Origin of the sequence: Pseudonocardia sp. DR1-2, assembly GCF_023717215.1 — a bacterium.
Classification (GTDB): Bacteria; Actinomycetota; Actinomycetes; order Mycobacteriales; family Pseudonocardiaceae; genus Pseudonocardia; species Pseudonocardia alni.
In genome coordinates this window covers 230,007-252,416 of record NZ_JAMQOF010000004.1, presented here as the reverse complement: position 1 = coordinate 252,416, position 22,410 = coordinate 230,007, and the positions used below count along the sequence as shown (strand labels likewise).

Here is a 22,410-nt window from a genome sequence, read left to right as displayed (position 1 = left end):
GGACGTCGCGGCATTCGCCGAGGGGGGGCCGACGTCCGCGAAGCGGAGGGCCGACCGCCGCGCGCGCGAGGGTGCACGGGCCCGCCGGGGCGGTGTAACGCGGTACCGCGGCGATCCGACATCGGGACCGCAAGCACCCACACCGGTCGTGGAGGACCCCGCGATGTCGACGCTCGTGCTCAAGCTCGCCCAGGCGATCGGGATCGTCGTGCTCGCCGTCCTCGTCGTCGGCACGGTGATCGGCGTCCTGCAGTGGGTCGTGGTCGCCGCCGGTCTGGTCGCGCTGCCGGTGGCGGGCATCTGGTTGTACTCCCGCCTGTCCGGCCGTCCGACGGCGCGCCCCGCGCGGCGGTCGGCCCCGCGGCCCACCCGCGCCGACCGTGCGGTCACGGCCCGCCGGGCCGAGTTGGAGGGCCGGGCGGTCTACGACGCGGTGGGCCGCTGCGGGTGGTGCGGCTCGGGGACACGGCACCAGGACCGGTACGGGTTCCCCGCCACGCCGCTCGCGTTCCACCGCAGCGAGATCGACGCGATGCTGTAGCGGTCTCACCCCACGTCGCGCGCCCGGATCCCCGCCTCGTGCGGATCCACCTGCTGATCCTCGGGTGACAGCGCGAGGGTGAGGACCCGCGTCGGGTGGATCCGGATGATCGGTCCCGACCTCGTCGTCTGCCCCGCGGAGTCCGTCGGCTCGGTCAGCGCCTCGCCCCGTCCCCGGATCTCGACGAACCGCACCCGCCACGGGTCGGTCGACAGCACGTCGTCGACGACGAACGCGACCTGGCCGTTGGCGGCGACGTTGCCGAACTTGCGGCTGCGCTCCATCCGGAACCCGCCCACGTCGATGGTCCCCAGCGTCGTGTTGACGCCGAACCCGACCGGGTTGACCTGCAACGTCCCGTCCGGTCGTGCGGTCGCGAGCCGGCCGATCCTTTGGCCGCGCAGGTAGCTGATCTCCTCGTCGGTGAACATGCCGGCGACCGTAGGAGCTGGAGTCGGGTCGAGGTCAAGCCGCCCGCGCCCGGGCGACGGCGGCACGCGCGTCGGCCACGGGGACCCCGAGGGTCAGCAGGTGCCCGAGGGCGACGTCGGCCTCGTCGCCGTCCCACCGCTCGTCCTGTGCGGCGTGCTGGTAGGCCATCGACCCCGCCTGCAGCACCTCGGCCAGCACCGGGGCCGCGACGTGCCGGGAGAACACACCGGCCCGCTGCCCGTTCTCCAGCAGCCGGATCATGATCGTGTGGAACGGCGCCATCGCGGCGCGGATCTCGTCGTCGGCGGTCCGGCGGGCCAGTGCGATGACCGGGCCGTAGCGCCGCGACGTGCTCCAGGTGCGCAGGAGGGTGGCCGCGAGCTCGCCGGCCGGGTCGGGTGCGTCGGGGTCGACCTCCCCGACCTGTTCGACGAAGTCCGCCGACGCCGCCCGGACGAGTGCGACCACCAGGTCGTGCCGGCTGGTGAAGTGACCGTAGACGGTGCGCCGGACGACGCCGGCGCGGGCCGCGACCTCGTCGAGCGAGGCGTCCGGGTCCTCGCGCAGCACGGCCTGCGCGGCGTCCAGGATGGACCGCCGGTTCCGCTCCCGGGCCGACGGCCGCCGTTCCGTCCCTTTCCTCACGAGTGCATTTTTGCACGAGGAGTGCAATCCTGGCGAGAGCCGAGGTCACCCAGGACGAGGAGCCGACGATGACGACCGACCACGACACCCGGCCGGTGGTGCTGGACCAGGACTTCTTCGACGATCCCGATGCGCTCTACCGCGAGCTGCGCGACGCGCGTCCGGTCACCCGTGCGACCGGCCCGAACGGGCTGACGTTCTGGATGGTCACCCGCTACGACGACGCCCGCGCCGCACTGAACGATCCGCGGCTGCGGAAGGACTCCCGGCGGCTGCCCGAGGTGCTGCAGCGGCACGGCGCGACCTCGTTCCGCCAGTTCGCCGACTCCCTCGTCGGGCACATGCTCAACGCCGACCCGCCGGACCACACCCGGCTGCGCAAGCTGGTCGGGCGGGCGTTCACCGTCCGCGCGATCGCCCGGCTGCGGCCGCGGATCGAGCAGATCGCCACCGAGCTCGCCGACGCCGCCGAGCAGGCGGGCCCCGAGCTGGACCTGCTGGACCACTTCGCGTTCCCGCTGCCGATGACGGTCATCTCCGAGATCCTCGGCGTCCCGGGGGAGCGGCGCGAGGACTTCCGGCACTGGTCGAACCTGCTGCTCTCCAGCGGCCCCGACGAGGAGCGCGCCGCGGCCGCCGCGTCGATGGCGCAGTTCCTGTCCGAGCTCGTCGCCGACAAGTCCGCCCACCCCGGCGACGACATGCTGTCCGAGATCGTCCGCGCCTCGGAGGACGGCGACTCGCTCAGCTCCACCGAGGTCACCGCGATGGCGTTCCTGCTGCTGGTCGCCGGGCACGAGACCACGGTCAACCTCATCGGCAACGGCATGCTGGCGCTGCTGCGCGACCCCGACCAGCACGCCCGGCTGCGCGCCGACCCCGACCGGGTGCCGCACGCGGTCGAGGAGTTCCTGCGCTACGACGGACCGGTCAACCTCGCCACGATCCGCTTCACCGACGAGCCCGTCGAGTACTCCGGGGTGACGATCCCGGCCGGCGAGGTCGTGCTGGTCTCGCTGATCGGGGCCAACCGCGACCCCGGGCGCTACCCGGACCCGCAGCGGTTCGACCCCGATCGCGACACCTCCGGGCACCTGGCGTTCGGCTACGGCATCCACCACTGCCTCGGCGCCCCGCTGGCCCGCCTCGAGGCCGACGTCGCGTTCCGGACGCTGCTCGCGCGGTTCCCGGACATGGCGCTCGCCGGCGCCCCCGGGCAGTACCGGGAGAGCACACTGATCCACGCGCTCACGGCGCTCCCGGTGCGCCTGAACGCCTGACCGGTACCCGGGTCAGCCCGCGCTGAACTGCTCGCTGCCGATCACCCGGAGCAGCTCCAGGCGTCGTCCGGTCTCGCTGCGCGGCGCCGCGGTGAGCACGAGCAGCGCCTGGGACCGGTCCTCGGTGAACAGCGCCTGGCAGTCCACCTCCAGCTCGCCGAGCTCGGGGTGCAGCAGCGTCTTGTGGTCGGCGAACCGGCGCCCGACCTCGTGCAGCTCCCACAGGGCGGCGAACTCGGGGCTGCGCTCCGACAGCACCCCCACCAGCTCCCCGGCCCGCGACCGGGGCCCGAGCATCGCCAGTGCCGCCCGCAGCGTCGCGACCTGCGCGCGGCTCTGGCGGGGCCGGTCGTCGGGCGGGTACATGCGCCGGGCGTCCGGATCGGTGAACCAGCGGAAGACCTCGCTGCGGGCGAGCCCGGTGTGGTGGGTGTGGTCGCCGAACAGCGCCCGGGCCATGTCGTTCTGCACGAGCGTCTCGCCGAGCACGGTCAGGATCAGGGCCGGGCTGTCGTGCAGCCGGTCCAGCACCCGCAGCAGTGCCGGGGCCACGTGCTCGGACACCGGGCCCGACGCCGGCGCGTTGCGGCCCGCGCACCGGAACAGGTAGTCGCGCTCCTCGCTGCCCAGCCGCAGCGCCCGGGCCAGCGACGCCAGCATCTGCTCACTCGGCTGCGGGCCGCGCTGCTGCTCCAGCCGCGTGTAGTAGTCGGTCGACATGACCGCGAGCGCCGCGACCTCCTCGCGGCGCAGCCCCGCCGTGCGCCGGCGCGGCCCGTCGGGGAGCCCGACGTCGCCGGGGCGGAGGCCGGCGCGGTGCCGGCGCAGGAAGTCGGCCAGGGCTGCTCGGTCCACGGCATCGAGTATCCGTGGGCACCCGCTGGGCAACCAGGGACCGGCGATCCCCCGATGACCGGTCTCTGCCGTCCCGTCCGCCGCGCGGCGACGGTGGGGACATGCAGATCACCGGACGCACCGTCTTCATCCCCGGCTCGACGAGCGGCATCGGACTCGCCCTGGCCCTGGCGCTGCACGAGCGCGGCAACACCGTGGTCCTCGGCGGCCGGCGGCGCGACCTGCTCGACGAGCTCGTCGCCGCCCACCCCGGCCTCGACGCCGTCGAGATCGACACGGCCGACCCGGCGAGCGTCACGACGGCCGTCACCGAGGTCCTCGACCGGCACCCCGACCTCGACGTGCTCGTCGCGATGGCCGGGATCATGCGGGTCGAGGACTGGCACGGCCCCGAGGGCTTCCTCGCCTCGGCCGAGCAGGTCGTCACCACCAACCTGCTCGGCCCGATCCGGCTGATCGGCGCGCTCGTGGAGCACCTGCGGGGACGGCCGGTCGCGTCGGTGGTCACCGTGTCGTCCGGTCTGGCCTTCGTCCCGCTCGCCGCGACGCCCAGCTACAACGCCACCAAGGCCGCGGTGCACATGCTCACCGAGTCGCTGCGCCTGCAGCTCGCCGACACCACCGTCGAGCTCGTCGAGATCGTGCCGCCGTCGGTGGCGACGGAGCTGATGCCCGGCCAGCAGGACAGCCCGATCGCGATGCCGCTCGACGACTTCGTCGCCGAGGTGCTGACCCTGCTCCAGGCCCCGACACCGGGCGGGGAGGTGCTCGTCGACCGGGTGCTGCCGCTGCGCCACGCGGAGGCCCGCGGCGAGTACGCCGAGGTCGTCGCCCGCCTCAACGCGGCCGACCCGCACTGACCACCACGCCGTACCCGACCGTCCACCCGGAACAGGAGACACCCGTGCCGTTCGCCAACCTCAAGGTCCCTGCGGGCCTGCTCGACGCCGACGCCAAGCGCGAGCTCGTCGAGAAGGTCACCGAGCTCTACGCCGCCACCTTCGGCGACGACGTCCGCGCCAACACCATGGTCCTCGTCGACGAGGTCGCCGACGGCGGCTGGGGGATCCGTGGGCAGGTCCTGACCCTCGCCGACCTGCGGGGACGGTGACCGTCCGGCCCGCCGCCCCCTGGACGCGGTCCGGCCCCGCGTCCGTCCGGGGCGGGCGGCCCGGCCCGTAGGCTGACCGCGCGACGACGGGGGAGGGCGCCATGACGGCACCGGGCCGGGCTCGGCAGGAACGGATCTACCGCGAGGGCGTCTCCGGCGCCCGTCCCCGGGTCCCGACCGGTCCCGACGAGCTGGAGCGTCGCGCGCGGCGGGCCATGAGCCGGCGCGCCGACGCCTACGTCACCGGCGGCGCGGGCGCCGAGACCACGATGCGCGCCAACCGGGCGGCGTTCGCCCGCCGGGAGATCGTGCCGCGGGTGCTGCGCGACGTGGGCGAGCGCGACCTCGCCGTCGAGCTGTTCGGCCGCACGCTGCCCGCCCCGCTGCTCCTCGCCCCGATCGGCGCGCTGGACCTGGTCCGGCGCGGCGCCGACCTCGCCGTCGCCCGCGGAGCCGCGGCCGCCGGGGTCCCGATGGTGATCTCCAACCAGGCGGGGACGCCGATGGAGGACATCGCCGCGGTCGGTGGCCCCACCTGGTTCCAGCTGTACTGGTCCACCTCCGACGAGCTCGTCGACAGCTTCCTGCGCCGCGCCGAGGCCGCCGGCTGCGACGCCGTGGTCGTCACCCTCGACACGACGATGCTCGGCTGGCGCCCCCGCGACCTCGACCTGGGCCACCTGCCCTTCGCCCGCGGCATCGGGATCGCCCAGTACACCTCCGACCCGGTGTTCCGCGGCCTGGTGGAACAGACCCTCGCCGCGCCGTCGGCCGGGGCGCCGCCGAGGGTCACCCCGCAGGCCGTGCGCACCCTGCTCGAGATCACCCGCAACGCCCCGGGACGGTTCCGGGACAACCTGCGCTCGCCCGTCCCGCGGGCGGCCGTGGAGACCTTCCTGCGGGTCTACTCGCGACCGCGGCTGTCCTGGGAGGACCTGGCGACCCTGCGCTCGCGGACCCGGCTGCCGATCCTGCTCAAGGGTGTCCTGCATCCCGACGACGCCCGCCGTGCCGCCGACGCCGGTGTGGACGGTGTCGTCGTGTCCAACCACGGGGGCCGCCAGATCGACCACACGGTCGCCTCGCTGGACGCGCTGCCCGGTGTCGTCGACGCCGTCGGCGACGCGCTGCCGGTGCTGCTCGACTCCGGGGTGCGCACCGGGGCCGACGTCGCGACCGCGGTCCGGCTCGGCGCCCGCGCCGTTCTGCTGGGGCGCCCGTTCGTGCACGGGCTCGCCCTGGACGGGGCCCGCGGCGTCGCGCAGGTGCTGCAGAACGTCGTCGCCGAGCTCGACCTGGTCTGCGGGCTGGCGGGGGCCATCACCCCGGCCGGGATCGAGCTGCGCGAGCGTCCCTGACGGAGCACCCGGCGGTGTGGTCCGGCGCGCCCGCCCGCCCGGGCCGTGGCACGGTCGGACCATGACGCGCACGACGGCCACCCGCACCCGGCAGGACGTCGCCCGCCTCGCGCTCGGCGCGATGCTGGTGTTCGCCGGGACCTCGCACCTCACCGTCGCCCGACGCGAGTTCCGCGCCCAGGTCCCGCCGTGGGTCCCGATGGACACCGACGACGTCGTGCTGCTCTCCGGGGCCGCCGAGATCGCGCTCGGCGCCGCGCTGGCCGGCCTCCCGAGGGAGCGCCGCCGAATCGGCGGCCTGGCCGCGGCGTTCTTCACCGCGATCTTCCCGGGCAACGTCTCCCAGTACCGCAACCGCGTCGACGGGTTCGGTCTCGACACCGACACGAAGCGCGCCGCTCGGCTGGCCGGGCAGCCGCTGCTGGTGGCGTGGGCGCTCTACGCGGGCGGGCTGATCCCGCGCCGGTGAGCCGGTGCCGGTCCGTCGCCGGCCGACCGTCATGATCACCGGATGGACGCGATGGTGCGGATCGGGCTCGTCGAGCTCGCTCTCGGTGCGATGCTGGGCTGGGCGGTGGTCGTGTCGGTGACCCGCCCCGACGCGTGGCGGCGGATCGGGATCGTGGAGCCGCGCCGGCTGCTGCAGGCGCACCTCGACTTCGTGCTGATGGGGCTGATCCTGGTCGCCGTCGGGCTGGCCGCGCCGGACCTGCCGGGCTGGCTCGTGGCCGTGCTGGTGTTCGGGACGTGGGTCAACCCGGCGCTGTTCCTGCCGATGGCCTGGGGACCGGACGTCGTCCGGCACCCGGTGTTCCGGGTCGTCAGCGGACTGTCCTTCGTCGCGACCAGCGGCGGGCTGGTGCTGGCCGCGATCCTCGGCTGAGCGCGCCGGGGACCCCGGGGGAAACGGGCGAACGGGACGTCCGGCGCGACGCGCCGATACCCGATCGCACGTCGCCTGTAGCACGGCGGGGTCCGGTACGGCTAATGTCCACCCCGTAGGAACCGGCAAGACGCGAGGAGACATCCGGATGCCACAGGGAACCGTCAAGTGGTTCAACGCGGAGAAGGGGTACGGGTTCATCACGCCGGACGGAGGCGGGCAGGACCTGTTCGTCCACTTCAGCGCGATCCAGTCCTCCGGATACCGCAGCCTCGACGAGGGGCAGACCGTGACCTTCGAGGTCACCCAGGGTCAGAAGGGTCCGCAGGCGGACCAGGTCGTTCCCACCTGACCGCCTGATCCGACGCCGACGCCCGGGGTGCTCACGCGAAGCACCCCGGGCGTCGTCGTGTCGGGGGTCAGGACGCCAGGCGGGTCTCCAGCCCGGCGACGACCAGCTCGACGCGGCTCAGCGTCCAGCTGCGCGGCGGGTCGTCGATCCGGTCCCGGAACACCGACCGGATCTGGGCGTCGAACGGCTCGGCCGACTCCAGCACCTGGTCGCGCCGGCGCACGTCCCCGATGCCGGAGGAGTTGGCCGTCAGCCACGGCTGCATTCCCATCTGGATGGCGGTCGAGGCGCCCAGCGCCGCGTCCTCGGCGGTGAAGCCCGCCTCCAGCAGCCGGTCGGTCAGTCGCCGGAACGCCGACATCATCGCGTCGGGGGACTCCGGCAGCCGCACCATCGCGGGGGCGAGTCCCGGGTGCTCGGCCATCACGTCGAACGTCGCCGCCGCGAACGCCAGCATCTGCTCCTGCCACCGGCCCTCGTCGGTCGCGGGGAAGACGTCGTCGGTCACCACGTCGTCCACCAGCGCGGCGACGAGCGCCTCCAGGCTGGGGAAGTGGCGGTAGAACGTGGAGTACTTCACACCGACCCGGGCGGTCACCGCGCCGACCGTCAGGTCGGAGAAGCCGAGCTCGCGCGCAGCGGCCAGCAGTGTCGCGCGGTCGGTCAGTGGCGGACGGCCGGTGCGCCGTGCCGGTCTGCTCTCGGTCTCGGTCACGCCCGCATGCTACTGCCCGTGCCCACGTCCGGGACAGGCTAGTCGCGGTTCGTCTGACGACTACCTGTGACCTGGCCCATCTCTCGTTCGTTGAGCGGTCGTTCGTTCGGCCGGACGGACGTGCGGTGGTCTCGCAAAGCGGATCGCCCATGACGGAGCGTCACGGCGGAACGGGTGCTCCGGCAACGATCCGGCCCAGGGTGCTCAGGCTCGGCGAGCCGGGGTCCCAGTAGCCGCCGTGCGCGGCGGCGAACGCGGACTCGTCGTTCGGGGTGGCCGGGTCGTCCGGGCGCGGGAGCGCCGACCCGGGGGCCGAGCCGAACACCCGTGCACCGAACGCCGGTGCCGCCGGGTCCGGGCCGTGCAGGAGCCCGGTCGGGGCGAGACCGCGCGAGGTCGCGAAGACCTCGACCCCGGGCACCCGGCCGATCGGGTCGTGCCGCGCGGTCGTCGCCCAGACGTGCCCGGGTGCGGTGCCGAGCTCGGAGGCGTGCCCCGCGCCGGTCCCGGGGCTGCCGACGAACACGACGTCGTCGGCGGCGAGGCCGCCGCCCCGGGCGGCGTTCCCGAGCACCGTCGAGCCGTAGGAGTGCCCGACGACGGTCAGGTGGACCGGTCCGGCGTGCCCGGCCCGCAGGCCGTCCTGGAAGGACCGCAGGTCCCCGGCGGCGGCGCGGGCGGCAGCGGGGTCCGCCGCCGCGAGCAGGTCCGGGGGAGCGTCGTAGCCGGTCCACAGGACCGCGGCGACGGCGTCGTCCGGCGCGGCCGCCCGGGCGGCCGCGCGGGTCGCCTCGACCCGTGCCAGGTCGCCGGGCACCGTGCCCCAGCCCGCGGTCGTCCCGGGGACGTGGGTGAGCACGTGCGCGGCGCGTTCCGGGTCGCCGACGGCGAGCACGAGCCGCCCGCCGGTGTCCCCGCGCTCCAGGCGGAGCAGGTACGCGTCGCCGCCGTCCAGGCGTCGACGGGTGGTCTCCAGCCCGGCCGAGGCCCGCCGGGCGCGGTCCGCGCCCGCGGTGTCCCCGGCCCGGTCCAGCAGCGCCGCCCGGGCCCGCAGCCGGGACAGCTCGGCGTCGAGCAGGACCCGGTTCGCCCGGTCCCGGTCGGCGACCGGCACGCCGTCCAGCCCGCCGACGAGCCCGGGCCGGGTGTGCAGCAGCTGCTCCCGGTCGGCCCCGGGCAGCCCGGTCCACCAGGACCGCACGGCGCCGGCGTCCGCACCGGCGGGCGGCGCCGCGGCGGGCGCGACCGGGCGGGGCACCGCCGCGGGGGCCGGGCGGAGCGCGTCGAGCGCGGCGGCCGTGGCGTGGTCGGACCGGGTGGCGGCGCCGACGGCGTCGGCCACCGCGGTGGACAGGCGGACCAGGTCCGCCCCGAAGCGGGCGACCATCGCGGGCAGCCGCCACACACCCGGCGGGTGCGCGGCGGGGCCGGCGCACAGCGTGCCGCGCTCGAGGTCGACGACGAACTGCGGGTGCGCCGCCAGCGCGGCGACGACGAGCCGGCGCTGGGCGTCGAGCACCTCACCGGCGTGGGTGCCCAGCACCTGCGCGGCCCGGGACGCGGTACCCGCGTCGGCGCGCAGCCTGCGCACCTGCTCGGCGCGGGCGAGCGCGGCCGCGTCGGCGTCGGCCCCGCTCCACGATTCCGGTGCGGAGCGTTCCAGCTCGGCCGCGCGCTCGGACAGGGCGCGGGACACCCCGTCCCAGGTGCCGGCGCGGCGCAGCCACGCGCCGGGGTCGGCGGCCACGAGGTCGCCCAGCGCGGGCCCGGCGCTCACGAGGCGTGCCCGGCGAACGCCACCGCGGCGTCGTCGTCGGCGGCGCGCCAGCCCGCGGCGGCCGCGCGCAGGGCCGAGGCCGTCGACGCGGTGTGCCCCGCGTGCTCCCGGACGGCCCGCACCATCGCGTCCTCCCAGGCCGCGGCGGCCGTCCCGGTCGCGAAGCCGGGCACCGGCACGGCGGGGCCGACGAGCGTCGCGTCCCCGGTGAGGCCCTCGGCGACGCGGTCGAGCGCCGTGGCGGCGGCGTCGAGCCCGTCCGGGTCGGAGCGCGCCACCCCGCCCGGCGACGGGTGCGGTCCGGGACGGGCGCGGCCGCTCGTCCACGGCGTCCCCGGTCGGTCTCGGTCGTGCACCGCGGCACCTCCGTCGTCGGTGGCGGGCCCGCCCGGCCCGCCCGCGTCGGGGGGAGTGTGCGTGCCGCGCGCCCCCGGCACGGGCGTTCCGGGGAAACCGGCACGGGGCTCTCGATCATGGCCGGTCGCCGTGAGACCATCTGCGCCGGTCGGGAGCAGCGGGCCGGGTCCCGAGCGGCGCCCGGCCGGGGAGAGGAGCGTCGTGGTCGGCGTCCAGCGGGTGATGACGGTGTCCACCCCTGCCGAGACGGTGCTCGGTTACCTGGCCGACCACGGGCACAGCGAGATCTGGGACCCCACCGTGCGCTCCAGCACCCGCTCCGACGGCGGCGGCCCGGTCGCGGTCGGCGCCGCCTGGCACACGGTGTCGGTGTGGAGCGGACGGGAGAGCGAGCTCGACCACACGCTGCGGGAGCTGACGGCCGGTCGGGTCGTGTTCGTCGGGGAGAACCCGACGGTCACCGCGACCGAGGAGATCGTCGTCGAGCCGGCCGAGGGCGGGGGGAGCGTCGTGAGCTTCCACGCCCGGGTGCGGCTCAAGGGTCTGCTGAAGCTGGCGGCGCCGTTCCTGCGGCGCGAGTTCGAGCGGCACGGCGACGAGCTGGAGCGCACCCTGCCGCCGGTGCTGGAACGTCTGCAGGGGCCCGCGCCGGCCCCGCCGCCGTAGGGCCGCGGCTCAGCGGTCGCGCCAGAACCCCATGCGACGGCTGATCTCACGCCCCGCGGCGACGACCTCCGGGGTGATCCGCTCGATCCGCTCGGCGGAGAGCCGGTAGGCGGGCCCGGACACCGACAGGGCGGCCACCACCGCACCACCGTGGTCCAGCACCGGCGCGGCGACGGCGTTGAGGCCGGTCTCCAGCTCCTCCAGCGACCACGCGTACCCGTGCCGGCGGACCCGGCGCAGCTCCTCGACGAGTGTGTCGCGGCCCTGCTCCGGCACCGTGTCCGGCATCGTCCCCGGGTCGTCGAGGACGACCGAGGCGAGGAGCACCTTGCCGCTGGAGGTGTTGTGCATCGGGGTGATCCGGCCGAGCCAGTTGAACGTGGTGACCATCGACGGGCCGCGGGCCTGGTCGACGTTGACCGCCCACCCGCGGTCGGGGATGGCGATGTTGACGGTCTCGCCGAGCCGCTCCGCGAGCGTCTCGCAGACCGGGTGGCCCTGGGTGGTGACCTCCAGGCGCTCGGCGACCCGGCCGGCGAGCGGGATCAGCCCGAACCCGAGGCGGTACTTGCCGCGGTCGGCGATCTGCTCGACCAGTCCGCGCTCCTCCAGCGCCCCGAGCAGCCGGAAGGCGGTCGACTTGTGGACGTCGAGCGAGGCCGCGAGCTCGCTGACCCCCGCCTCGCTGCGGTCGGCCAGCAGGGTCAGCAGGGTGATGGCCCGGTCGACCGACTGCACCCCGGGCTCCCGTCCACGCACCGTGTTGCTCATTGCGCAACTCTAACCCGGCATTCCGTACGTTGCCACGTGGGGCGGCTGGAAGGCGTGACCGTGTCCCTGCACACGGGTGTCCGGCCCGGGTTTGCACACCGACCGGTTCCCGGTGAAAGCTCGCGCCGTGCCGAGCCTCTACATCGACGGAAGCTGGACCACCGGGTCCGCCGGGACTGCCCCGGTGGTCAACCCCTACGACGCCTCGACCGTCACCGAGGTCGACCAGGCCGGGCCCGACGACGTCGACCGTGCCGTCGCCGCCGCGCGCCGCGCCTTCGACGACGGGCCGTGGCGGCGGACCACGACCGGCGAGCGCGGTGCGCTCCTCGGGCGGATCGCCGACCTGCTGGTGCGGGACCGGGAGAGGATCGCCCGGCTGGAGACCCTCGACACGGGCAAGACGATCGCGGAGGGCCGCCAGGACGTCGACGACGTCACCGCCGTCTTCCGCTACTACGCCGGGCTCGCCGACAAGGACGCCGGGCGGATCGTCGACACGGGCAACCCGGCCGTGGTGTCGCGGATCGTGCACGAGCCGGTCGGCGTCTGCGCCCTGATCACGCCGTGGAACTACCCGCTGCTGCAACTGTCCTGGAAGGTCGCCCCGGCGATCGCCGCGGGCAACACCATGGTGATCAAGCCCAGCGAGGTCACCCCGCTCACCTCGATCGTGCTGGTGGAGCTGTGCGAGGAGGTCGGGGTCCCGGCCGGGGTGGTGAACATCGTGCTGGGCGACGGGCCGTCGGTCGGCGCCCCGCTGACCGAGCACCCGGACGTGGACATGGTCAGCTTCACCGGCGGCCTGTCCACCGGCCAGAAGATCATCCGGGCGTCGGCCGAGACGGTGAAGCGCACCGCCGTCGAGCTGGGCGGGAAGAACCCGAACATCGTCTTCGCCGACACCGACTTCGAGCTCGCCGTCGACTACGTGATGCTCGCGGTGTTCCTGCACTCCGGCCAGGTCTGCTCCGCGGGGGCCCGGCTGATCATCGAGGACTCGGTCGCCGACGCCGTCGTCGACGAGGTCGTGCGCCGCGCGCAGCTGATCCGGCTCGGCAACGGTCTCACCGACGGCGTCGAGGTCGGCCCGCTGGTCTCCGCCGCGCACCTGGCCAAGATCGAGGACTTCGTCGCGGCCGCCCGTGCCGAGGGCGCCACGATCCGCTGCGGCGGCGCCCGGCCGGACGACCCGGACCTCGCCAACGGCTACTTCTACCTGCCGACGGTCATCACCGACCTGGCGCCGGGATCGCGGCTGATCCGCGAGGAGACCTTCGGCCCGCTGCTGACCGTCGAGCGGTTCCATACCGAGGAGGAGGCCGTCCGCCTGGGCAACGACACCGAGTACGGGCTGGCCGGTGCGGTGTTCACCGCCGACATGGGCCGCGCCCACCGGGTCGCGTCCGCGCTGCGCCACGGCACCGTCTGGATCAACGACTTCCACCCGTACTTCCCGGGCGCGGAGTGGGGCGGCATGGGCCGGTCCGGCAACGGCCGCGAGCTGGGTCCGACCGGGCTGGCCGAGTACCAGGAGATCAAGCACGTGTGGACCAACACCGATCCGCAGCCCCAGGGATGGTTCTCGGGCCGCTGACGGCGCCATGATGACGCGACGCAACGGCACAGGAGGTCCACGATGACCGTTCCCGAACCGACCCGGCGCACCCCGTCCCCGGACACGGACGGCGACGGGGGAGGGCTCGCCGAGTTCGGCTACAGCCAGACCCTCGACCGCAGCATCGGCAAGTTCGCCAGCTTCGCGGCCGGGATCAGCTACATCTCGATCCTGACCGGCACGTTCCAGCTGTTCTACTTCGGCTTCGGCACCGGCGGCGCGGCCTACTGGTGGTCCTGGCCGATGGTGTTCGCCGGCCAGTTCATGGTGGCGCTGTCCTTCGCCGAGCTGGCCGGGCGCTACCCGGTCGCCGGGTCGGTCTACAACTGGTCCAAGCAGCTGGCCGGGCCGACCGTGTCCTGGCTGGCCGGCTGGATGATGTTCACGGCCTCGGTGGTGTCGCTGTCGGCGGTCGCCCTGGCCGCGCAGCTGACCTTCCCTCAGATCTGGTCGGGTTTCCAGCTCGTCGGCGATGCCTCCGACGCCGGCGACGCCGCCGTCAACGGCGTGCTGCTCGGGGCGATCCTCATCGTGCTCACCACGGTCATCAACGCCGTCGGCGTCAAGCTGATGGCGCGGATCAACTCCACCGGGGTGTTCATCGAGCTGATCGCCGCGGTGGTCATCGTCGTGGCGCTGCTGCTGAGCATCCGCAACCCGGTCTCGGTGCTGTTCGAGACCCCGGCACCGGCCGCGGGCGGTGGCGGCTACTTCGGCACGTTCCTCGTCGCGGCGCTCGCCTCGGCCTACGTCATGTACGGCTTCGACACCGCCAGCTCGCTCGGCGAGGAGACGGTCGACCCGCGGCGCACCGCCCCGGCGGCGATCCTGCGCGCGGTGATCGCCTCGTTCGTGCTCGGCGGGCTGATCCTGCTCGGCATCATCCTGGCCGCACCGGACCTGGCCGACCCGCGCCTGGGCAGCAAGGACGGCGGTGGGCAGCTCGTGCTGCTGGAGGTCGCCGGCGGCACGATCGGCCGGATCTTCCTGATCACCATCAGCATCGCGGTGATCGTCTGCCTGCTGGCCGTGCACACGGCCGCGATCCGGCTGATGTTCGCGATGGCCCGGGACAACGCGCTCCCGGCCGGCTCGGTGCTGGCGCGCATCGACCCGAAGCACAAGACGCCGGTGGTGCCGGCGATCGTCGTCGGTGTCGTCGCGATCCTGATCCTGGTGGCGAACGTCGGTGTGCCCGAGGTGTTCACCGCGGTCACCAGCGTGGCGATCATCATGATCTACATCGCGTACCTGCTGGTCACGGTGCCGATGCTGGTCCGGCGGCTGCGCGGGCACTGGCCGGACGAGGGGCAGAAGGGGTACTTCTCGCTGGGACGTCTGGGTCTGCCGGTGAACGTGCTGGCGGTGCTGTGGGGCGCGGCGATGGCCATCAACCTGGCCTGGCCGCGCGAGGAGGTCTACGGCACCGGGTGGCTGCGGTTCATCGCGTTCCTGTTCATCGGCGTCGTGGCACTGGCCGGGCTGACGTGGTTCCGGCTGCGTGGCCGCCACGGACTGGGCTGCCTGCCCGAGCACCGGGCGAAGGAGATCGAGCAGGGCATGGGGGAGACGGCATGACGGACCGGTTCGACTACGTCGTGGTGGGCGGCGGCTCGGCGGGCTGTGCGCTCGCGGCGCGGCTCTCCGAGGATCCCGCCGTGCGGGTGCTGCTGCTGGAGGCGGGCCCGTCCGACGTCGGCGACCCGAACATCCTGCGGCTCACCGACTGGATGGCGCTGCTCGACTCCGGCTACGACTGGGACTACCCGGTCGAGCCGCAGGAGCGCGGCAACTCCCACATGCGCCACGCCCGCGCGAAGGTGCTCGGCGGCTGCGGCTCGCACAACTCCTGCATCGCCTTCTGGACCCCGCGCGAGGACCTCGACGAGTGGGCCGCGTCCGGCCTGACCGGCTGGTCCGCCGACGAGTGCTGGCCACTGATCCGGCGCCTGGAGACCAACGACGGCGACTGGGACGGCCACGGCCGCTCCGGCCCGGTCAACCTCATGCAGATCCCCGCGAAGGATCCCTGCGGCGACGCCGTGCTGGCGGCCGCCGCGCAGGTCGGCATGCCGACGGTGCGGTTCAACGAGGGTCACACCGTCACCGACGGCGCCGGGTACTTCCAGATCAACTCCTTCCCCGACGGCACCCGCGCGTCGGCCTCGGTGTCCTACCTGCACCCGATCCTGGACTCCCGCCCGAACCTGGAGGTGCGCACCGACTGCTGGGCCTCGCAGGTGCTGTTCGACGGCACCCGCGCCACCGGCGTCGAGTACCAGCGGGGGATCGGCCCGGGCCGCGAGACCGCGCACGCCGAGCGCGAGGTGATCCTCTCCGCGGGGGCGATCGACACCCCCAAGCTGCTGATGCTCTCGGGCATCGGCCCGGGGGAGCACCTGCGCGAGTTCGGCATCGAGGTCCGCTCGGACCTGCCCGGCGTCGGCTCGAACCTCGACGACCACGTCGAGGGCCTGGTCTTCTGGGACGCGGCGAAGCCGATGGTCACCGAGTCGACCCAGTGGTGGGAGATCGGGCTGTTCCACCGCACCGACCCGGCCCTGGACCGGCCGGACCTGATGATGCACTACGGCTCGGTGCCGTTCGACATGAACACGCTGCGCTGGGGCTACCCGACCACCGACAACGGGTTCTGCCTCACCCCGAACGTCACCCGCGGCCGGTCCCGGGGCACCGTGCGGCTGCGCACCCGCGACTTCCGGGACCGGGCCCGGGTCGACCCGCGCTACTTCACCGACCCCGAGGGCCACGACATGCGGGTGATGACCGCGGGCGTCCGGCTGGCCCGCCGCATCGCCGAGCAGCCGCAGCTGAAGGAGTGGATCGCCGCCGAGCTGGCACCGGGCCCGGACGCCGTGACCGACGACGAGCTCGCCGACTACATCACCAAGACCCACAACACGGTGTACCACCCGGCGTGCACCGCGCGGATGGGCGCCGACGGCGACCCGGACGCCGTCCTGGACCCGCAGCTGCGGGTCCGCGGGGTGCAGGGCCTGCGGGTCGCCGACGCGTCGGCGATGCCCTTCCTGCCGGCGATCAACCCGAACATCACCACGATGATGATCGGGGAGAAGTGCTCGGACCTGGTGCGGGCCGCGCACGCCGGCTGACCCGGACCGGACCGGCTCAGCCGGGAACGGCCGCCAGGAGCCGGTCGACGAGGTCGTCGACCGGCACGTCGTCGGCGGAGTTGTCCAGCGTCACGTGCGTCGCGCCGGTCCAGTGGCAGGTGCGCGCGCCGGCGGAGGCCCAGAACCGGTCCCAGTCGGCGAGCTTGCCCCGGTCGCGGGCCAGCCCGCGGCGCGCGACGCGCTCCCGCACCGTCGCGCCGTCGGCGTGCACCTGCACGACGACGGCCGCGGCGGTGTCGGGGACCGCGTGCTCGCGGCGCCGTGCGCCGAGGTGGCCCTTCTCGTCGAACCAGCGCAGGAACGGCGCGTCGAGCACCACCGGCCGGTCGAGCCGCAGGTTCGCCGCGGCGAGCCGCCACAGCGCCGCGTACTCCAGGTCCATCACGACGTCGCGGTAGTACGGGTTGTCGTCACGGCCGTGCGGGTCGGTGCCCGCGGCGGCGAGCAGGGCCTCGGTGAACCCGGCGGCCACGTCGTCCTTGTCCAGGTAGGCGCCGCCGACCCGCTGGGCGAGTCGGCGGGCGACCCCCGACTTGCCCGAGCCCGCGGGGCCGACGACCAGGTACAGCGCGCTCACGACCGGTCCCGCACGAAGGCGCCGTAGGACAGCGCGCCGAGCAGCAGCAGTGCCCCGCCGACCACGAACACCCACGTGTAGCTGCCGCCGGTCGCGGCGAGGATGGCCCCGGTGACCACCGGTGCGACCGCCGCGCCGACGAAGCCGCCGAAGTTCTGGATCGCGCCGAGCGAGGCCACCTGGTGGGCCGGTGCGATGTCCGCGGCCAGCGTCCACAGGCAGCCGATCGGCACCTGGGCCGCGAAGTACCCCAGGCTGAGCAGGGCGATCACCGACGGGACGTGCGTGACGAACGCGGCCGGCAGCACCGCGGCGGCGGCGAGCACGGCACCGCCGACGATCGGGATCTTGCGCGCCAGCACGGTGGACACCCCGGCGCCGATGAGCCGCCCGGACAGCCAGCCGCCGAACAGCACGCCGACCACGCCGCACAGGAACGGGAGCGCGGCCAGCCAGCCGCTCTCCTTGAGCGAGAAGCCCAGCGAGGTCTGCAGGTAGCTGGGCAGCCAGGTCAGGTAGACCCAGACGGTGTAGAAGATGCCGAACGCGCCCAGGACCATGAACCAGGTGTTCGGGCGCCGCAGCAGGGTTCCCCAGCCGACCTTCGCGGTGTCCGGCACGACCGGGCCGGCGGCGAGGGCCTCCTCGGCGTGGATCGCGGCCTGCTCGCGCAGCGTGGGGTCGCGGTAGATCCGCAGCCAGACCAGCGCCACGACGACGCCGAGCGCACCGACGACCAGGAACATGCCGCGCCAGGACATCGTGAGCATGAGGAAGGTCAGCAGCGGCGGCGCGATCGCGTTCGCGACCTGGGAGCCGGTGTTGACCAGTGCCACCGGCAGGGCCCGCTCCGAGCGGCCGAACCACCGCTGGTTCACCGACAGCGCGGCGGTGAAGAACGGCGCCTCGGTGACGCCGAGCGCGACCCGCAGCGCGTAGAGCGCGCCGAAGGACTGGGCGGCCGCGGTGACCATCCCGACCAGCGACCAGGCGGCCGAGGCCGCGGCGAACATCCACTTCGGGCCGAACCGGTCGACGAGGTAGCCGGCCGGGAGGTTCGCGATCGCGTAGGGCCAGGCGAACGCCGACAGCAGCAGGCCCATCTCGACCGGGCCGAGCCCGAACTCCTCGGCGATGGTCGTGTTGGCCACGCTGAGCGTCGAGCGGTCCAGGTAGTTGACGATCCCGCCGATGAGCAGGAACGCCACGAGGACCCAGCGGATGCGGGGCGGCCGCTCCTGGACGGCGGGCGTCGCCGTCGCGCTGCTCGCGGTGTCGGTCATGCAGTCACTCCTTCGTAACCGGGTGGAGAGGGTGGTGCCGGGGAGGGTCAGGCCCGGGCGTCGGCGACCGCCGCCAGGAAGTCCGCGGCGGCCGCGGTGACCCGCGACATGTCGCCGTCGGGGCGGGCGGCCTTGGTGACGGCGCTGCCGACACCGACCGCGTGCACGCCTGCGGCGAACCAGTCCTTCACGTTGCCGGTGGAGACCCCACCGGCGGGGACCAGCGACGCCTGGGGGAGCGGCGCGAGCAGGGCCCGCGCGTAGTCCGGGCCCGCGTTCTCGGTCGGGAACAGCTTGACCAGGTCGGCGCCGGCCTCGAGGGTCGCGACGACCTCGGTCGGGGTGTAGGCCCCGCTGACCGAGACGGCGCCGTACCGCTGGGCGGCGCGGATCATGCCGGGCGACAGGTGCGGGCTGACCAGCAGCCGCGCCCCGGCCCGGACGGCGGCGAACGCCGCCGCCTCGTCCAGCACGGTCCCGACGCCGACCGCGACGCCGTCGCCCGCGAACTCGCGCGACAGCGTCCGGACGACGTCGAGCGCCCCGGGCACCGAGTAGGTGATCTCGAGGACCCGGACACCGCCGGCGACGGCCGCACGGGCGACCGCGAGGGCCTCCTCGGGGTCGTCGAGCCGGACGATCAGGATCGTCCCGGTGCGGTCCACGGCATTGAGAACATCCAGCTTCCGTAACATCGAGGCACACGTTAGCACCAGGATTCACACGAGAGAACAGCATGTGTGAATCTGTGTGACAGCTCGTACGATCGACCCGTGGAGACGGAGGAGCACGTGGCGGCACCGCTCATCCCGGAGGAGCGTCACCAGGAGCTGCTGCGCCTGCTGCGCCGCTCCGGGGTGCTCAGCATCCGGACGCTGACCGGGCTGATGGGCGTCTCGCACATGACGGTGCGGCGCGACATCGCGACCCTGGAGGAGGCCGGCCGGGTCGTCGCCGTCCAGGGCGGGGTGCGGCTGGCCGAGGAGCCCGGCCGCCCACCGCGGGCGCGCGCCGGACGCGCGGCGCTGGAGCTGCCGCGCAAGCGGGCGATCGCCGAGCACGCCGCGTCCCTGGTCGACGACGGCATGGTCGTCTTCCTCGACGCCGGCACGACCTGCGAGTCGGTCGTCGCCCACCTCGCGGGGCGCAGCGGGGTCACGGTGGTGACCAACGACTTCGGCACCGTCCGGGCGCTGCACGGGCTGTCCGGGATCGACGCCGTGCACACCGGCGGCGCGGTCGACCCGGACAGCGACTCGGCCTCCGGTCCGCTGGCCGCCGCGACCCTCGGGGCGCTCGCGGTGGACCTGTGCTTCCTGAGCACCGGGTCCTGGGACGCCGGGCGGGGCGTGACCAGCCACGCCACGGACAAGGTCACGCTCAAGCGTGCCGCGATGGCGGCGTCCGGCCGGCGGGTGCTGCTCGCCGACAGCACCAAGTACGGCACCCACGAGCGCTTCCGGGTCGCCGGGCTCGACGAGCTGGACCTCGTGGTGACCGACGACGAGCTCCCCGCGGCGGCGGCCCGCCGGATCGAGGAGCTCGGCGTCGGCCTGCACCGGGTGCCCGCACCCGCCGCGGGCTGACCGCTCAGCCCTCGCCGACGACCTCCACCGTCGCGTGCAGCGGGGTGTCGGCCACGGAGAACCCGAGGTGCAGGTCGTAGGTCCCCGGCTCGGTCGCCCACGTCCCGCTCGCACGGTGGCGGAACGCGCGCCGCGACACCGCCACGGTGGCCGTCGTCGTGCCGGGGGCGGCGTCGACGACCGCCCAGCCGGCCAGCCAGCGGACGGGCCGCTCGACGTCGGAGCCGGGCCGGGACAGGTAGGCCTGCACGACCTGGCGGCCCGCCCGGTCGCCGGTGTTGGTCAGGGTGACCGTCACCGCGACCCCGTCGGCCGACCAGGGCCCGGCGACGGCGTCGTCGAGGGTCCAGGTGGTGTAGCCGAGCCCGTGCCCGAACGGGTACGCCGGCGTCTCGCCGTGGCGCAGCCAGTTGCGGTGCCCGACGTGCACGCCCTCGTCGTAGCGCAGGACGCCGCCGGTCGGGCGCCCGGACAGCACCGAGCGCTCCCCGCCGGTGGCGGGCCAGGTGGTCGGCAGCCGCCCGCCCGGCTCGGCGTGCCCGAGCAGCACGTCGGCGACGGCGTCGCCGAAGCGCTCCCCGCCGAACCAGCCGAGCAGCACCGCGGCCACCTCGTCGCGCCAGGGCAGCAGCACCGGGGCGCCGGAGTTGACCACCACCACGGTGCGCGGGTTGGCCGCGGCGACGGCCCGGACCAGGTCGTCCTGGTGGCCGGGCAGTGCCAGCGAGGTGCGGTCGAAGCCCTCGCTCTCGATCCGGTCGCTGGTCCCGACCACGACGACGGCGACGTCGCAGGCCGCCGCCAGCGCGGCCGCCGCGGCCACCTCGGCCTGCGGGTCGGCGACGACGGTCTCGGTCCCGACGGTGAGCGCGAACAGCGCCATGCCGGCCTCGCCGCCGGACGGGCGGAACCGGAAGACCAGGTCGACCGGTCCGTCGGTGCCGACCTCCCCGGTCACCGAGGGGGCCTCGAAGATCGCCGCGCCCGGACCCTCGTCGCCGGTCAGGAGGGCCTCGGTGTCGAGCACGGCCGTCCCGTCGGCGTGCACCGTCACGTGCCCGACGGCGGCGGCCCCGACCCGGTGGGTCCCGGGCTCGGGTGCCCACCGCGCCGACACCTCGACGGTCTCGGCGCCGTCGGGGATCTCGGCGCCCATCCAGATCAGCGAGGCGCCGAGCCGGTGCTCGCTGCGCAGCGCGGAGCCGTCCGCGGCGCGGAACACCGCGCGCAGTCCGGGTTCCCCGGTGACCGGGTCGGTGACCGTGGCCGGGTCGAAGGGCTGCACGCCCTCGGCGACCTGCGCGCCCAGCCGGTACCGCACCCGGTCCTCGCCGAGCGCGCCGCGCAGCCCGTCCAGCGGCGCGACGACCGCGGCGGGCCGGACCGTGGCGCTCCCGCCGCCCTGGGTGCGGGCGAGCGCGGCGTTGTGCCCGAGCACCGCGACCGTGCCGAGCGACGAGGCGTCCCACGGCAGCTCGCCGGTGTTGCGGAGCAGGACGCTGCCCGCGGCGGCGAGCCCGCGGGCCACGCCGGCGCCGTCCTCGGCGGCCGGGGCGGCGGGCGGCGTCGGTGCCCCCTCCAGCGCGCCGACCCGGGCGGCCAGGCGCAGCAGCCTCCGCAGCTTGCCGTCGACGACGGACTCCTGGACCTCGCCGTCGCGCACCGCGGCGACCAGGCGCTCGCCCCAGGCGCCCACCGGGCCGGGCATCACCAGGTGCTGCTCGGCGCGCGCCGACGCGACCGTGGTGCGCACCGCGCCCCAGTCCGACATCACGAGCCCGTCGAAGCCCCACTCGCCGGTGAGCGGCTCGGCGAGCAGCGGGTTCTCGCTCATCGTCGCCCCGTTGACGGCGTTGTAGGCCGACATCACCGCCCACGCCCCGGCCCGGGTGACGGCCGGTTCGAACGCGGCCAGGTACAGCTCGTGCAGCGCCCGCTCGCCGACCGCGTCGTCCACGGTGAAGCGCTCGGACTCGGCGTCGTTGGCGACGTAGTGCTTCGGTGTCGCGGCGACCCCGTGCGCCTGCAGTCCCTCCACGTAGGCCGCGGCGAGCTCGCCGGTCAGCAGCGGGTCCTCCGACAGCGCCTCGAAGTGGCGGCCGCCGAAGGGGGTGCGGTGCAGGTTGATCGTCGGCCCGAGGACGACGTCGGCGTGCTGTCGGCGGGCCTCGGCGCCCAGGGCCGAGCCGTAGCGGCGGGCGAGCTCCGGGTCCCAGGTCGCCCCCAGTGCCGTCGACGACGGCAGCGACAGCGACGGTGACCGCTCGTCGAAGCTCTCCCCGCGCACCCCGGACGGGCCGTCCGACAGCACCATCCGGCGCAGCCCGATCGCGGGCTCGGCCGGGGTGGACCAGAAGTCGGCCCCGGTCAGCAGCCGGACCTTCGCCTCCAGGTCGAGCCGGGCGATGAGCGTGCTGAGCAGGTCCTCGTCGACGGAAGGCATGGGGC

General features: G+C 74.6%; 24 protein-coding genes. 13 read left to right on the top strand and 11 right to left on the bottom strand.

Annotated features, from left to right (window positions below; genetic code table 11):
• Positions 1-163 precede the first annotated feature (163 nt).
• Positions 164-541 (top strand): hypothetical protein, encoded by a 378-nt coding sequence (locus ND486_RS13395; RefSeq protein WP_251784629.1) that lies wholly within the window; start codon positions 164-166, stop codon positions 539-541.
• A 5-nt stretch (positions 542-546) separates the two neighbouring features.
• On the opposite strand, the gene ND486_RS13390 is transcribed toward ND486_RS13395, so the two are convergent.
• Positions 547-972, bottom strand: coding sequence for a PPOX class F420-dependent oxidoreductase (locus tag ND486_RS13390; RefSeq protein WP_073574058.1), 426 nt, complete (start codon positions 970-972; stop codon positions 547-549).
• A gap of 34 nt (positions 973-1,006) precedes the next feature.
• Entirely contained in the window at positions 1,007-1,618 is a 612-nt protein-coding gene (locus ND486_RS13385; protein WP_251784628.1) for a TetR/AcrR family transcriptional regulator, read from the bottom strand.
• A 68-nt stretch (positions 1,619-1,686) separates the two neighbouring features.
• On the opposite strand from ND486_RS13385, the gene ND486_RS13380 reads away from it, so the two are divergent.
• Entirely contained in the window at positions 1,687-2,898 is a 1,212-nt protein-coding gene (locus ND486_RS13380) for a cytochrome P450 (protein WP_251784627.1), read from the top strand.
• Between the two features lie 12 nt (positions 2,899-2,910).
• On the opposite strand, the gene ND486_RS13375 is transcribed toward ND486_RS13380, so the two are convergent.
• Positions 2,911-3,753: a helix-turn-helix transcriptional regulator gene (locus ND486_RS13375; RefSeq protein WP_251784626.1), complete on the bottom strand. Its 843-nt coding sequence runs from the start codon at positions 3,751-3,753 to the stop codon at positions 2,911-2,913.
• Positions 3,754-3,854: 101 nt separating this feature from the next.
• On the opposite strand from ND486_RS13375, the gene ND486_RS13370 reads away from it, so the two are divergent.
• The 6 genes from ND486_RS13370 to ND486_RS13345 all read left to right on the top strand — a co-directional run bounded on the left by ND486_RS13370 (position 3,855) and on the right by ND486_RS13345 (position 7,457).
• Positions 3,855-4,613 (top strand): SDR family oxidoreductase, encoded by a 759-nt coding sequence (locus ND486_RS13370; protein WP_251784625.1) that lies wholly within the window; start codon positions 3,855-3,857, stop codon positions 4,611-4,613.
• Positions 4,614-4,657: 44 nt separating this feature from the next.
• Positions 4,658-4,864 (top strand): 4-oxalocrotonate tautomerase family protein, encoded by a 207-nt coding sequence (locus ND486_RS13365; RefSeq protein WP_251784624.1) that lies wholly within the window; start codon positions 4,658-4,660, stop codon positions 4,862-4,864.
• 101 nt (positions 4,865-4,965) lie between these two features.
• A complete protein-coding gene (locus ND486_RS13360; RefSeq protein ID WP_251784623.1) occupies positions 4,966-6,222 on the top strand; it encodes an alpha-hydroxy-acid oxidizing protein in 1,257 nt (418 codons plus the stop codon).
• A 61-nt stretch (positions 6,223-6,283) separates the two neighbouring features.
• Positions 6,284-6,691, top strand: coding sequence for a hypothetical protein (locus tag ND486_RS13355; RefSeq protein ID WP_251784622.1), 408 nt, complete (start codon positions 6,284-6,286; stop codon positions 6,689-6,691).
• A gap of 42 nt (positions 6,692-6,733) precedes the next feature.
• Positions 6,734-7,105: a hypothetical protein gene (locus ND486_RS13350; protein WP_251784621.1), complete on the top strand. Its 372-nt coding sequence runs from the start codon at positions 6,734-6,736 to the stop codon at positions 7,103-7,105.
• A gap of 148 nt (positions 7,106-7,253) precedes the next feature.
• Positions 7,254-7,457, top strand: a complete 204-nt coding sequence (locus ND486_RS13345; RefSeq protein ID WP_020624259.1) for a cold-shock protein — start codon at positions 7,254-7,256, stop codon at positions 7,455-7,457.
• Positions 7,458-7,524: 67 nt separating this feature from the next.
• Here ND486_RS13345 and ND486_RS13340 read toward each other — a convergent pair whose 3' ends face one another.
• From ND486_RS13340 to ND486_RS13330, 3 genes are all read right to left on the bottom strand, one after another.
• The gene (locus ND486_RS13340; protein ID WP_208824269.1) at positions 7,525-8,172 is read right to left on the bottom strand and encodes a TetR/AcrR family transcriptional regulator; all 648 of its coding nucleotides are present in this window, start codon (positions 8,170-8,172) and stop codon (positions 7,525-7,527) included.
• A 160-nt stretch (positions 8,173-8,332) separates the two neighbouring features.
• Positions 8,333-9,949 carry an alpha/beta hydrolase gene (locus ND486_RS13335; RefSeq protein ID WP_251784620.1) on the bottom strand — a complete coding sequence of 539 codons (1,617 nt, stop codon included), beginning with the start codon at positions 9,947-9,949 and terminating at the stop codon, positions 8,333-8,335.
• Positions 9,946-10,305 (bottom strand): hypothetical protein, encoded by a 360-nt coding sequence (locus tag ND486_RS13330; protein ID WP_251784619.1) that lies wholly within the window; start codon positions 10,303-10,305, stop codon positions 9,946-9,948. Before ND486_RS13330 ends, ND486_RS13335 begins: the two co-directional genes overlap by 4 nt.
• A gap of 202 nt (positions 10,306-10,507) precedes the next feature.
• Between ND486_RS13330 and ND486_RS13325 the strand changes: the two genes are divergently transcribed.
• Positions 10,508-10,972, top strand: coding sequence for an SRPBCC family protein (locus tag ND486_RS13325; protein ID WP_251784618.1), 465 nt, complete (start codon positions 10,508-10,510; stop codon positions 10,970-10,972).
• A 9-nt stretch (positions 10,973-10,981) separates the two neighbouring features.
• Here the strand turns inward: ND486_RS13325 and ND486_RS13320 are convergent, their stop codons facing one another.
• The gene (locus tag ND486_RS13320; protein ID WP_174525552.1) at positions 10,982-11,743 is read right to left on the bottom strand and encodes an IclR family transcriptional regulator; all 762 of its coding nucleotides are present in this window, start codon (positions 11,741-11,743) and stop codon (positions 10,982-10,984) included.
• 127 nt (positions 11,744-11,870) lie between these two features.
• Here ND486_RS13320 and ND486_RS13315 point away from each other — a divergent pair, with 127 nt between their 5' ends.
• The 3 genes from ND486_RS13315 to ND486_RS13305 are packed head-to-tail and all read left to right on the top strand — an operon-like array spanning position 11,871 to position 16,495.
• Entirely contained in the window at positions 11,871-13,340 is a 1,470-nt protein-coding gene (locus tag ND486_RS13315; protein ID WP_251784617.1) for an aldehyde dehydrogenase family protein, read from the top strand.
• Positions 13,341-13,382: 42 nt separating this feature from the next.
• On the top strand, positions 13,383-14,939 hold the full coding sequence (locus ND486_RS13310; RefSeq protein ID WP_251784616.1) for an APC family permease: 1,557 nt from the start codon (positions 13,383-13,385) through the stop codon (positions 14,937-14,939).
• On the top strand, positions 14,936-16,495 hold the full coding sequence (locus tag ND486_RS13305; RefSeq protein ID WP_251784615.1) for a GMC family oxidoreductase: 1,560 nt from the start codon (positions 14,936-14,938) through the stop codon (positions 16,493-16,495). Before ND486_RS13310 ends, ND486_RS13305 begins: the two co-directional genes overlap by 4 nt.
• A 16-nt stretch (positions 16,496-16,511) precedes the next feature.
• Here ND486_RS13305 and ND486_RS13300 read toward each other — a convergent pair whose 3' ends face one another.
• Genes ND486_RS13300 through ND486_RS13290 form a run of 3 tightly spaced genes read right to left on the bottom strand, consistent with a single transcriptional unit; the run spans position 16,512 to position 19,071 of the window.
• Positions 16,512-17,093 carry an AAA family ATPase gene (locus ND486_RS13300; RefSeq protein ID WP_251784614.1) on the bottom strand — a complete coding sequence of 194 codons (582 nt, stop codon included), beginning with the start codon at positions 17,091-17,093 and terminating at the stop codon, positions 16,512-16,514.
• Positions 17,090-18,376: an MFS transporter gene (locus ND486_RS13295; protein ID WP_251784613.1), complete on the bottom strand. Its 1,287-nt coding sequence runs from the start codon at positions 18,374-18,376 to the stop codon at positions 17,090-17,092. The genes ND486_RS13300 and ND486_RS13295 overlap by 4 nt, the downstream gene beginning before the upstream one ends.
• A gap of 47 nt (positions 18,377-18,423) precedes the next feature.
• Positions 18,424-19,071 (bottom strand): bifunctional 4-hydroxy-2-oxoglutarate aldolase/2-dehydro-3-deoxy-phosphogluconate aldolase, encoded by a 648-nt coding sequence (locus ND486_RS13290; protein WP_208824285.1) that lies wholly within the window; start codon positions 19,069-19,071, stop codon positions 18,424-18,426.
• A gap of 78 nt (positions 19,072-19,149) precedes the next feature.
• Between ND486_RS13290 and ND486_RS13285 the strand changes: the two genes are divergently transcribed.
• Complete coding sequence (locus ND486_RS13285) at positions 19,150-19,962, top strand: DeoR/GlpR family DNA-binding transcription regulator (RefSeq protein WP_251784612.1); 813 nt, start codon at positions 19,150-19,152, stop codon at positions 19,960-19,962.
• 4 nt (positions 19,963-19,966) lie between these two features.
• Here the strand turns inward: ND486_RS13285 and ND486_RS13280 are convergent, their stop codons facing one another.
• Entirely contained in the window at positions 19,967-22,405 is a 2,439-nt protein-coding gene (locus ND486_RS13280) for a glycoside hydrolase family 3 C-terminal domain-containing protein (protein WP_251784611.1), read from the bottom strand.
• Between the last annotated feature and the right edge of the window lie 5 nt (positions 22,406-22,410).